Below are 10,928 nucleotides of genomic sequence, written 5' to 3'. Positions count from 1 at the left end.
CCGATCACGGCATTGAGCTGGTCGAAATCGAACATCCGGTCGCGGAACGGGTCGGTCGTGCCATGGGTCTTGAGGCTGGCGTAGAAATCCTGCGCGGCCCGCGCCAGCGCCCGCACGATCCCGCCCGGGAAGATCACCAGCGAAAAGCCGAGGTCCTCAAGCGCGCCCGTCGAGCGGATCGGCGTGCGGCCGCCCTCGACCATGTTGGCCATCAGCGGGAGCGTCCCCTTCAGCTCGCTGACGACGCGGGTCAGCTCCTCGCTCGAGCCAGGCGCCTCGACGAACAGCATGTCCGCGCCGGCCGCCGCGTAGAGATGGGCCCGCTCCAGCGCGCGCTCGAACCCCTCGACCGCGATGGCGTCGGTCCTTGCGATGACGAGCGTCTCGTCGGAGGCCCGGGCGTCCGTCGCCGCCTTGATCTTGCCGACCATTTCGGCGGCCGGGATCACGCCCTTGTCGGCGAGATGGCCGCAGCGCTTGGGGAAGCTCTGGTCCTCGATCTGCAGGGCGTTGGCGCCGGCCCGCTCGAACAGGCGCATCGTGCGCTGCATGTTGAGCGCATTGCCGTAGCCCGTGTCGGCATCGACGATGAGCGGGGTCGCGACACGGTCGCGGATCATGGTGATCGTCTCGGCGACCTCGGCCATCGAGACGAGCCCGATATCGGGTCCGCCGAGGCGGGTATAGGCGATCGAGGCGCCGGAGACGTAGAGCGCCTCGAAACCGGCATCGGTGGCGAGCGAGGCGGTCAGCGCATCATAGACGCCGGGCGCGAGCACGATCTGCGGCTGGCGGAAGCGAGCCTTGAGGGAAAGGGTCATCGATCAGGTCCTGGTGACGGGCGCCGCCGCCAGCAAGGCGTCGAGCGCTGCGATATCGGCCGCGCCCGGCAGGGCATCGACGGCCGCGATGATCGCCTCGGCCCGGGACTGGCCCCAGACCGGAACGGCGAGATCGAAGAATTTCTGGCGGACTTCGGCAGGGGTGTAGGGGTCTTCGGTGTCGCCACGATTGGTCAGCGCCTGCGCGGCGAGAACGCGGCCGCCCTTCAGTGTCACGCTCACCTCGGCCGGCCGCTGCGCCGGCAGTTTCGCGGTCGCCGCCGCATCCTCGCGGACGAAGACGCGCCGGGCCAGCTCGCGGATCGTGTCGTCCGTCCGCGCCGCCTCGCGGAAGGCGTCGACTGTCGCGGCGCCATGGACGATCGTGGTGGCGATCGAGAAGGGCAGCGAGAACTTCGCCGCCAGCATGTTGTGCGGTTCTTGCCCGGCGAGCTGCGCCGCCCAGACATAGGTCGCGACGTCGATGCGCGCGATCGCGTCCGGCTCCAGCCGGCCGCCTTCCTTCGCAACGATCTCGTGCAGGGCGTCGAGCGCGCCGTGGTTGTAGCGGCAGCAGGCATGGCGCTTGAAATAGTTGCGCGCGATCTCCCAGCGGCTGCCGAGTTCCGCGACCATCTCGTCCGGCCGCCAGTCGTCGGCGATGACGCTGCCATAGACGGTGCCGAGCCCGTCGGCCTCGCCGGTGAAGCCGGCGGCGACGAGGTCGGACACCATCAGGCCGATCTGGTTGGAGAAGCCGGCGAAGCTGTTGCGGACCGTGCCGCCCTCCAGCATCGTCCGCCGGCTGGTCGAGAGGCCCAGCGAGGAGGCGACATTGATCGTCTCGACCATGCCGGCGGCATCGCGCCGCGCGAGCCAGGCGATGGCGACCGCCGCACCCACCGTGCCCCAGGTCCCGTGCGGGTGCATGGTGACGCGCAGCTTCGAGGCTATGCCGATGCGCGCGCCGATCTCGTAGCCGAGCGCCACGGCCGTGATCAAGTCGCGCCCGCTCGCGCCGCTTCGCAGCGCCGCCGCCAGCACGGCCGGCACGACATGGATGCCGGGATGGCCGCGGCAGAACTGGTTGCCCTCGTCGAGCTCGAGCATTGTGCCGGCGGTGCCGTTCAGGAAGGCGGCGAGGGAAGGCGCGCCGCGACGGCCGGCGCCGATCACCGCCGCGCCGGCGTCGCCGTCGGTACCGAGCATGCGCGCGACGAGCGCGATCGTCTCCGGCTCCTGGGCGCCGGCGGCGATGGCGGCGATGCAGTCGCCGATCACCTGCAGCGTCCGGGCGACGACGGATTCCGGCAGGTCCTCGAAGCGCAGCCCGGCGCAGAATCGGGCCAGGTCGGTCAGCCAGGCCGGCGTATCGGGCCGGCGCATCACCGGTTCGGCTTTGACGTGGAGGGTCATCGGCGTCTCACAATCCGAGATAGGCGTGCTTGAGGGCCGGGTTGGCGGCGATCTCGGCAGCGGAGCCGGCGACGACGATGCGGCCGTTCTCCATCACATAGGCGCGGCCCGCGAGTTCGAGCGACTGCACCACGTTCTGCTCGACCAGCATCACCGCCAGCCCCTCCGCCGCGATCCGGGCGATCAGCCCGAACATCTCCTCGACCAGCAGCGGCGACAGCCCGAGCGAAGGCTCGTCGAGGATGATCAGCCTGGGGTTGCCCATCAGCCCGCGGCCGATGGCGAGCATCTGCTGCTCGCCGCCGGAGAGGGTGCCGGCGGATTGGGCCATGCGCTCGCGCAGCCGCGGGAAGAGCGCGAAGATACGCTCGAGATTGGTCTCGCGGTCGGCCTTGCCGCGCCGGTAGCTGCCGAGCACCAGATTGTCGCGCACGCTCATATTCGGGAAGATGCGGCGGCCTTCCGGCACATGGATCAGCCCGGCGGAGACGATCTCCGCCGGCTTGCGCCCGGCGATCGCCTCGCCGAGGAAGCGGATCGAGCCGGCCCTGGACGGGATCAGGCCCGACAGCGCCCGGTTCAGCGTGGTCTTGCCGACGCCGTTGGCGCCGAGCACCGCGACGATCTCGCCGGGCGCGACGTCGAGATCGATCCCCCGCAGCACTTCGGTCGCGCCATAGCCGGCGACGAGCCCGCGCACCTCAAGCATGGGGAGCTCCTTCCGGTGCCGCCTGCAGGCGCTTGGCGGCGCCGTGTCCGAGATAGGCCTCGATCACGGCGGGGTGGGCGGCGATCTCCGCCGGCTTGCCTTGCGCGATCATCTTGCCCTGGGCCAGCACATGGATGTGCTCGCACAGGCTCATCACCGCCTGCATGACGTGCTCCACCATCAGGATGGTGACGCCCTGGTCGCGGATCTGACGGATCACCGGCAACATGTCGCGGATCTCGGAGGGGTTGAGGCCGGCCAGGACCTCGTCGAGCAGGAGAAGCTGCGGCTCCGTCGCCAGAGCGCGTGCGAGTTCCAGCCGCTTGCGCCCGGCCACCGTGAGGTCGGAGGCCGGCTGGTCGAGCATGGCGGTTAGCCCCAGCAAATCGGCGACCGCCCGCGCCTTGGCATGGGCGTCGCTGCGGCCGCGGTGGCGCAGATGCGCACCGACGGCGATGTTCTCGACCACCGAGAGCCCGGCGAAGGGCTGGACGATCTGGAAGGTGCGGGCGATGCCGCGCTCGGCCCGCTTGTGTGCGGCGAGGCCGGTCACGTCCGCGCCGTCGAAGCGGATCGCCCCGCTGCTCGGCTGCTCGAAGCCGGCGATGAGCGTGAACAGCGTCGTCTTGCCGGCGCCGTTGGGGCCGATCAGCCCGGTGATCGAGCCGGGCGCGACCTCGAGGCTGGCATTGTCGACCGCGACGAGCCCGCCGAAGCGCTTGGTGACGGAGGTGACGGAGAGCATCAGCGCGCCTCCTGCCGGCCGGCTCGGCGGGGGCGCCGCAGCAGCCCCATGATGCCGCCGGGAGCGAAGGCGATCACCGCGACCAGCAGCAGCCCGTAGAGCACGAGGTCGATGCCGGGGATGCCACCCGCGACGGATTTGGCGAATTCGCCGAGAAGATGCAGCGCCAGCGCGCCCAGGATCGGCCCGAAGGCGGTGCTGATCCCGCCGACGATCGGCGCGATCAGCGCCTCGACCGAGATCCAGGCGCCGAAGGCGATGCCGGCGTCGAGATAGAGGAAATACTGGACATAGAGCGCGCCGGCCGCGCCCGTGATTGCGGCCGAGAGCGTGATCGCCTTGAGCTTCACCGCCAGCGTATCGACGCCGAGCGCCCGGGCCGCGTCCTCGTTCTCGCGCACTGCCGTCAGCCAGGCGCCGAAGCGCGAGCGCGTGATCGCGATCGTCAGCAGCAGCACGAAACCAACCAGCGCCACTGCGATCCAGACGAAGGCGGCGCGGCTGGCGAACTGGAAGTTCTCGGGCCGGATATCGAGCTTCACCAGCGTGCCCGCCGCGCCACCGGTGAAGGTGGAGGCATTGGCGAGGATCCGCATGACCTCGGCGAAGGCCAGCGTCACCAGCGCGAAATAGGAGCCGCGCAAGCCGGAGCGGAAGCTCAGGAAGCCGATCACCCAGCCGATGGCCGCCGCCAGCGCGATTCCGCAGGCGAAGGCCGCCCAGGCATTGACGCCGTAGCGGGTCTGCAGCAGGGCGGCGGCATAGGCGCCCGTGCCGAAGAAGGCCGCATGGCCGAAGGAGAACTGGCCGGCGAGACCGCCGAGCAGGTTCCAGCCCTGCGCCGCGAGCGCGATGATCAGCGCGAACACGACGAAGTTCAGCACGGTATTGGCCGAAACGGCGAAGGGCAGCAGCGCGCCCAGCGCGATCAGGCCGAGTGCGGGACCATAGGCGCGGATCATGCGCGGGCTCCGAACAGGCCGGTCGGTCGCACCAGCAGGACGAGGATGAAGATCAGGAAGATGCCGATCTGGCCGAGGCTCTCGCCGAAGAACAGGCCGCACAGGCTCTCGACCACGCCGATGAACAGGGCCCCGATCAGCGCGCCGGGGATCGAGCCCATCCCGCCCAGCACGACGATGGTAAAGGCGACGAGGACGAAGGCGTTGCCGGCCCGCGGCGTCACATAGAAGGTCGGCATCAGCAGGCAGGCGGCAATGGCGACGCAGGCCGCTCCGAGGCCGAAGGTGACGGCGTAGATATGCGCGACGTCGATGCCGGCGAGCGCCGCGCCGGTCTTCTCGCGAGCGACGGCGCGGATCGCCCGGCCGGTATCCGTCGCGGTCAGGAGCAGTCCGAGCAGCAGGGCCACGAGCAGCGCCACGCCGAAGGCGGCGACCCGTGGCAGCGCCAGGAAGGTGAAGCCGAGATCGATCGATTCGAAGGCGTAGGGCACGTCGATCGAACGCGTGTCGGAGCGGAAGATCGAGAGCATGGCGTTCTCGATGATGATCGAGAGCCCGAGCGTGACGAGAAGGATGTTGCGATCCTCGCCATGGCTCGCCGGCCCGATCAGGAAGCGCTGCACCCCGTAGCCCAGCGCGAAGAACAGCAGCGTGACCGGCACCAGCGCGACGTATGGGTCGATGCCGAGCATCGTCTGCGCGACATAGACGGCGAACATCGCCGCCGTCAGCATCGCCCCATGGGCGAAGTTGATGATGTGGAGCACGCCGTAGACCAGCGTCAGCCCGAGCGCGATCAGCGCATAGACCGAGCCGGTCATCAGGCCGTTGAGCACGGCGGCGAGGATGATGTCGGGTGCGAACATGGGGCGCTCTTCCTTCTCCCCTCAGGGGAGAAGGTGGCCCGGCGAAGCCGGGACGGATGAGGGAATGACGGATGAGGAGCAGGACTGCCCTCATCCATCAGCGCAGGAGATCACGCCGGGCGCGGGAAGACCGGCTTGGCGTCGGCGAAGTCGGACGGGAAGATCACCTTGATGTCGTTGCCCTGGACCTGGGTGTTGACCGGCGCGCCGCCCTCGTTCTGGCCGTTGGTGAACTTGGTCGGGCCATAGGGCATGATGTGGCCGGCATAGGTGGATGCCGCCAGCGCCTCGATGACCTTCGCCTTGTCGACCGAGCCCGCGCGCTCGATCGCGTCCGCCAGCAGGCCGACGCAGGAGTAGTTGAGCGGGATGTTGTAGGTCCAGAACTTGCCGGACGCCTCGACCTGCTGGCGCAGCGCCTCGGCCACGGGCTTGCGCGGATCGTGCCAGTGGTTGCAGTCCATCACGAACTGGGCCGCGTCGTTGAACTCCTTGACGAAGCGGTAGTTCGAGGCCGCCCCGTTGAGCACGGCGTAGATGCCCTTCGGCCGGATGCGCTGCTGCTGCATGGTGCGCGCCAGCAGGGCGAACTCGCCGTAATAGCTGGAGGGGATGACGAGATCGGGGTTCTTCGAACGGATCTGCAGCGCGACGTTCGACATGTCGCGGGTCGGCGTCGGATGGGCGATGGTGTCGAGAACCTCGAAGCCGAGCTTGGGCAGCTCCGCCTGCATCAGCTTGGCGAGACCGGAGCCGAACAGCCCGTCCTCATGCACCAGCACGACCGTCTTGGCCGGCCGGCCGGCATCCTCGTTGAGCTTGGCCAGGTTGGCGAGCGCGGTCTTCGTGACCATGCCGAAGCCGGGGCCGAAGCGGAAGGTGTTCTTCAGGCCGCGGGTGACGATGGAATCGGCGACGCCGACATCGACGATATAGGGCAGGTCGTAGCGGGCCGCCGCCTGGCTCGCGGCGAGGCAGATCGGTGAGGCGAAGCCGCCGACGATGCCGACCACGCCCTGCTCCTGCATGCGCTCGACCTCCGCGGTGCCGCCTTCAGGCGTCGAGCGCGCATCGCCGAAGACCATCTGAAGCTTGGCGCCGCCGAGGGACTTGATGCCGCCGGCATCGTTGATCGCCTTGATCGCGGCCTCGGCACCGATCTGGCCCTGCTGCCCGTCATAGGCGAGGGCGCCGGTCACCGGCTGGAGAATGCCGATCTTCACCGCCGGCGCCTGGGCGCGCAGCACGCCGGGCATGGCGATGGCGGCGCTGCCGGCGGCGGAGCCGGCCAGCACGGCGCGGCGGGAGAGCCCGGCGCGGTTCGCGGTCTTGACTTCAGGCTGGTCGGTCATCGTCGTTCTCCTCTGGGGTGAACCCGGTCTGGCGCCGGGCTGGTCGTTCGGTCACTCGGCCTTCAGGCCGCGTTCGCGGATGAGGCCGCCCCATTTCCGGCGTTCCTCGCGGATGAAATCGTCGAGCTGTTTCGGCGTCATGGGCACGAATTCGACCCCCAGCGCGGCGAGCTTCGGCTTCACCTCTGGCGTCTGGAAGGAGGCGGTGACGATCGCGTTGATCCTCTCGACGATCGCCGTCGGCGTGCGCAGCGGCGCCATCAACGCGAGGAAGCTGAGCGCCTCGTAACCCTTCACCGTTTCGGCAATGGCGGGCACCTGCGAGAGGTTCGGCGCGCGCTCCGCGCTGGTGATGCCGAGAACCTTGACCTTGCCGGATTCCACCTGCGGCAGCGCCGTCTGCAGGTTGTCGAACATCAGCTCGACCTGGCCACCGATCAGGTCGGTCATCGCCGGGCCGGCCCCGCGATAGGGGACATGGGTGATGTCGACCCCGGCCATGGTCTTGAACAGCTCAGGCGCGAGATGGCTCGTCGCGCCGACGCCGGAACTGGCATAGTTCAGCTTGCCGGGCTTCTGCTTCGCCAGCACGATCAGCTCGGCGACGCTGTTGGCGGGAAACGAGGACGTCGCGATCAGCAGCAGCGGGCTGCGCGAGAGCAGCACCACGGGTTCGAAGCGGTCCGGATCATAGGGCAGCTTGTCGCGCAGATACTGGTTGGTGACATGGGTCGCCGGCGTTGCGACGAGGAGCGTGTGCCCATCGGGCGCGGCCCGCTCGACCTCGGCCGAGCCGATGGCGCCGGAGGCTCCGCCCTTGTTCTCGACGATGAAGCGCTGGGCCGTCGCCTGGTTCAGCGCTTCCGCGGCGAAGCGACCCATCACATCGGTCGCCCCACCCGCAGGGTAGGGAACGATCACGCGGCCGGGTCGGCTCGGCCAGGGTTCCTGCGCGCCGGCGCGCGTCGCCGCGAACCCTGCGGCGAGCCCGAGCAGGCCGAAGCGGCGGCGATCGATCGTCATGGGACCCGTCATCGTTTCAACCCCTCGCTGCGGCGGATGGTGGCGTGACGGGCGTGCCGCCATCCGGCTCCGCGCCATGGCTCGGGACGGGCGACCAGCGCCGGTCGCCGGCTGCACCGGCCCGGTGTAGCTCCATCTGGAAGGAGTAGCGGTCCGGCCGGTAGAGAGCGTGCAGATGCTCGACGCCCTGCCCGTCGGGCCCCAGCACGACGCGGGTCAGAGAGAGCAGGGGCGAGCCGATCTCCAGCCCCAGCGCCTCGGCGACGTCGGGGCTCGCCAGCGTGGCACTGATCGTCTGGCTGGCGCGCTCGACCGCGGCGCCGGCTCGCTCCAGCAGCGTCAGCAGCGGCACACTGGCGAGATCGTTCTCGGAATAGGTCAGACCGATGCGCTCCGGCACATGGGTGGTGAGATAGGAGAAGGGCTGGCCGTCGATGAGGCGCACGCGCACCGAGCGTTGGGTGCGCTCACCGGGAGCGAGGCCGAGTGCCCTCGCGACCGGCTCCGGCGGCGGCCCGTAGCCGAAGGAGACCAGCCTCACGCCGGTCCGGCGGCCCATCTCGACCAGGTGGGTCAGCATGTTCGCGAAGTCGGCGACGATCGGCTTGGGCGCCTCGGCCTCGCGCACGAAGGTGCCGGCGCCGACGCGGCGATCGATCAGACCCTCGGCGGCGAGGCTGTCGAGCGCGCGCCGCACCGTGACGCGCGAGACGCCGTGCTCCAGGGCAAGCGCCGGCTCGCTCGCCAGACGCGAACCCGGCGCGATCTCGCCGCTGGCAATGCGCTCGCGCAGTTGCAGTGCCAGCCGTCTCGCCTTCAGCGGTTCGAGCGAAGGATCCACCGTGTGCTGTCCGTCCCATCCACCAGACAATTGACTGTCTCATCGGACAGCTAGTTGTCTAGCGTATAGAACAACTGACTTGCGTCAAGCGGGCGAGCGGTTATGTTTTTCGCCGAGGGAGATGACGATGACGGGATCGGCAGACAGGGGACAGGCGGCGGAACGGCCGGGCTCGCTGTTCGACAAGCTCTGGGACAGCCATGTCGTGGTCGAGCGGCCGTCCGGCGACGCGCTGCTCTGGATCGACCGGCATTTCGTCCATGAGGGCTCCTTCCACGCCTTCAACCAGCTTCAGGCCCGCGGCGGCACCGTGGCCGAACCGGGGCTGACCTTCGGTATCGCCGATCACTACGTCCCCACGCGCAACCGCGACCGGATCCAACAGCCGGAAATTGCCCGGATGATCGACGATCTCGGCAGCAATACCGCCCGGCACGGCATCGAACTGTTCGGAATGCAGGACCCGCGCCAGGGCATCGTCCATGTCGTCGGGCCCGAGCAGGGCCTGACGCTGCCGGGCCTGACCATGGTCTGCGGCGACAGCCATACCTCGACCCATGGCGCCTTCGGGGCCTATGCCTTCGGGATCGGCGCCTCCGAGGTCGCGCATGTCTTGATGACGCAGACGCTCTGGCAGAAGAAGCCGAGGACGATGCGCATCCGCATCGACGGGACGCCCATCGCCGGTGTCGGCGCCAAGGACTTCATCCTCTCGATCATCGCCCGCATCGGCGCGGACGGTGCGCGCGGCCATGCGGTTGAATATGCCGGCGCGGCGGTGCGGGCGCTGCCGATGGCCGGTCGCATGACGATGTGCAACATGTCGATCGAGGCCGGCGCGCGCTGCGGGCTGATCGCTCCCGACGAGACGACCTTCCGTTGGATCGAGGGCCGACCTTTCGCACCCAAGGGCGACGCTTTCGCCCGAGCGGTGGCGGACTGGCGCCGGCTGCCGAGCGACGCGGACGCCGCCTTCGATCGCGAAATCACGCTCGACGCCGCGCAGATCGCGCCCGTGGTGACTTGGGGCACGAGTCCGGAGGACGCGCTGCCGATCGACGCGACCGTTCCCGATCCGGCCCGCGAGACCGATGAGGGCCGGGCGGCGACCCTGCGCGACGCGCTCGACTATATGGGGCTGCGCGCCGGCCAGAAGCTTTCGGAGATCGCGATCGACCGCGTCTTCATCGGCTCCTGCACCAATGCCCGCATCGAGGACCTCCGCGCTGCGGCGAGCGTTCTCGCGGGGAGAAAGGCGAGGGTGCCGGGGCTGGTATCGCCGGGCTCCTCGCTGGTGAAGCGCCAGGCGGAGGAGGAGGGGCTCGACCGCATCTTCACCGAGGCCGGGCTCGACTGGGTCGAGGCCGGCTGTTCGATGTGCGTCGGCATGAATGGCGACACGGTGCCCGCCGGCGAGCGCTGTGCCTCGACCACGAACCGCAATTTCCGCGGCCGGCAGGGGCCGGGGGCGCGCACCCATCTGATGTCGCCGGCGATGGTCGCGGCTGCCGCGGTGGTCGGCCGGCTCGCCGATGTCCGCCCCATGCTGGAGGGCCGCGCGTGAAGCCCCTGACGCGGATCGCCGGCGTGGCCTGCCCGCTGGGGCTGGCCAATGTCGACACCGACCAGCTCATCCCGGCCCGTTTCATGAAGCGGCCGCGCTCGGAAGGCTACGGCTCCTTCCTCCTGCACGATCTGCGGCGCGACGAATCGGGCGCGGAGCGGCCGGACTTCCCGCTCAACCGCGAGCCCTGGCGCAGCGCGCCGATCCTGGTCGCGCGGCGCAATTTCGGCTCCGGCTCGTCGCGGGAGGCGGCGGTCTACGCCCTGGCCGATCATGGCTTCGATGCGGTGATCGCGCCGACCTTCGGCGACATCTTCGCCTCCAACGCGGTCAAGAACGGCGTCCTGCCGGCCGTCCTCGGCGAGGAAGATGTCGAGGATCTGCTGGCGGCGCTCGCGGCGACACCCGATCTGCCCGTGACCGTCGATCTCGCGGCCCAGACCGTGTCCTGGGGCAACCGCGCGGCCAGCTTCGCGATCGACCCGGTGTGGCGCGAGCAATTGCTCAACGGCTGGGACGATATCGACGTCACGCGCTCCTTCGCGGGCGACATCCGGCGCTACAGGACGGCGCTGGATCATGACCGTCCCTGGGCGAACCCAAGCTCCGGCGGCTCGCCCTGAGCG

The 10,928-nt window shown here is 69.5% G+C and carries 11 protein-coding genes; 2 read left to right on the top strand and 9 right to left on the bottom strand.

Features of this window, described 5'->3' with window-relative positions; all coding sequences use genetic code 11:
• The 9 genes from AX750_RS06070 to AX750_RS06030 all read right to left on the bottom strand — a co-directional run.
• A partial coding sequence (locus AX750_RS06070; protein WP_066735172.1) for an oxaloacetate decarboxylase occupies positions 1-821 on the bottom strand: 821 nt, incomplete at its 3' end.
• A 3-nt stretch (positions 822-824) separates the two neighbouring features.
• Positions 825-2,237 (bottom strand): MmgE/PrpD family protein, encoded by a 1,413-nt coding sequence (locus AX750_RS06065; protein ID WP_245282319.1) that lies wholly within the window; start codon positions 2,235-2,237, stop codon positions 825-827.
• 7 nt (positions 2,238-2,244) lie between these two features.
• Positions 2,245-2,946, bottom strand: coding sequence for an ABC transporter ATP-binding protein (locus AX750_RS06060; RefSeq protein WP_066720777.1), 702 nt, complete (start codon positions 2,944-2,946; stop codon positions 2,245-2,247).
• Positions 2,939-3,691 carry an ABC transporter ATP-binding protein gene (locus AX750_RS06055; RefSeq protein ID WP_066720780.1) on the bottom strand — a complete coding sequence of 251 codons (753 nt, stop codon included), beginning with the start codon at positions 3,689-3,691 and terminating at the stop codon, positions 2,939-2,941. Before AX750_RS06055 ends, AX750_RS06060 begins: the two co-directional genes overlap by 8 nt.
• Positions 3,691-4,653, bottom strand: a complete 963-nt coding sequence (locus AX750_RS06050; RefSeq protein ID WP_066720782.1) for a branched-chain amino acid ABC transporter permease — start codon at positions 4,651-4,653, stop codon at positions 3,691-3,693. The genes AX750_RS06055 and AX750_RS06050 overlap by 1 nt, the downstream gene beginning before the upstream one ends.
• Positions 4,650-5,522: a branched-chain amino acid ABC transporter permease gene (locus AX750_RS06045; protein ID WP_066720787.1), complete on the bottom strand. Its 873-nt coding sequence runs from the start codon at positions 5,520-5,522 to the stop codon at positions 4,650-4,652. Before AX750_RS06045 ends, AX750_RS06050 begins: the two co-directional genes overlap by 4 nt.
• Positions 5,523-5,632: 110 nt before the next feature.
• Entirely contained in the window at positions 5,633-6,874 is a 1,242-nt protein-coding gene (locus AX750_RS06040; RefSeq protein WP_066720790.1) for an ABC transporter substrate-binding protein, read from the bottom strand.
• Positions 6,875-6,925: 51 nt separating this feature from the next.
• Complete coding sequence (locus AX750_RS06035) at positions 6,926-7,897, bottom strand: tripartite tricarboxylate transporter substrate binding protein (RefSeq protein WP_066720794.1); 972 nt, start codon at positions 7,895-7,897, stop codon at positions 6,926-6,928.
• 16 nt (positions 7,898-7,913) lie between these two features.
• Positions 7,914-8,738 (bottom strand): GntR family transcriptional regulator, encoded by an 825-nt coding sequence (locus tag AX750_RS06030; protein ID WP_082737651.1) that lies wholly within the window; start codon positions 8,736-8,738, stop codon positions 7,914-7,916.
• A gap of 127 nt (positions 8,739-8,865) precedes the next feature.
• Here AX750_RS06030 and leuC point away from each other — a divergent pair, with 127 nt between their 5' ends.
• Both leuC and leuD read left to right on the top strand, forming a co-directional pair.
• Positions 8,866-10,302 carry a 3-isopropylmalate dehydratase large subunit gene (gene leuC / locus AX750_RS06025; protein WP_066720854.1) on the top strand — a complete coding sequence of 479 codons (1,437 nt, stop codon included), beginning with the start codon at positions 8,866-8,868 and terminating at the stop codon, positions 10,300-10,302.
• Entirely contained in the window at positions 10,299-10,925 is a 627-nt protein-coding gene (gene leuD / locus AX750_RS06020; protein WP_066720797.1) for a 3-isopropylmalate dehydratase small subunit, read from the top strand. The genes leuC and leuD overlap by 4 nt, the downstream gene beginning before the upstream one ends.
• The last annotated feature ends 3 nt before the right edge of the window (positions 10,926-10,928 follow it).

Source organism: Methylobacterium sp. CCH7-A2, from assembly GCF_001557075.1.
Taxonomy (GTDB): Bacteria; Pseudomonadota; Alphaproteobacteria; order Rhizobiales; family Beijerinckiaceae; genus Allobosea; species Allobosea massiliensis.
The sequence above is the reverse complement of the archived record's forward strand: the minus strand, read 5'-3'. Positions and strand labels throughout refer to the sequence as shown.

What these genes read in the sequence shown, in the direction of transcription:
- AX750_RS06065 (WP_245282319.1), bottom strand. Translation starts at nt 2,237, where the DNA reads ATGACCCTCCACGTCAAAGCCGAACCGGTGATGCGCCGGCCCGATACG.
- AX750_RS06060 (WP_066720777.1), bottom strand. Translation starts at nt 2,946, where the DNA reads ATGCTTGAGGTGCGCGGGCTCGTCGCCGGCTATGGCGCGACCGAAGTG.
- AX750_RS06055 (WP_066720780.1), bottom strand. Translation starts at nt 3,691, where the DNA reads ATGCTCTCCGTCACCTCCGTCACCAAGCGCTTCGGCGGGCTCGTCGCG.
- AX750_RS06050 (WP_066720782.1), bottom strand. Translation starts at nt 4,653, where the DNA reads ATGATCCGCGCCTATGGTCCCGCACTCGGCCTGATCGCGCTGGGCGCG.
- AX750_RS06045 (WP_066720787.1), bottom strand. Translation starts at nt 5,522, where the DNA reads ATGTTCGCACCCGACATCATCCTCGCCGCCGTGCTCAACGGCCTGATG.
- AX750_RS06040 (WP_066720790.1), bottom strand. Translation starts at nt 6,874, where the DNA reads ATGACCGACCAGCCTGAAGTCAAGACCGCGAACCGCGCCGGGCTCTCC.
- AX750_RS06035 (WP_066720794.1), bottom strand. Translation starts at nt 7,897, where the DNA reads ATGACGATCGATCGCCGCCGCTTCGGCCTGCTCGGGCTCGCCGCAGGG.
- leuC (WP_066720854.1), top strand. Translation starts at nt 8,866, where the DNA reads ATGACGGGATCGGCAGACAGGGGACAGGCGGCGGAACGGCCGGGCTCG.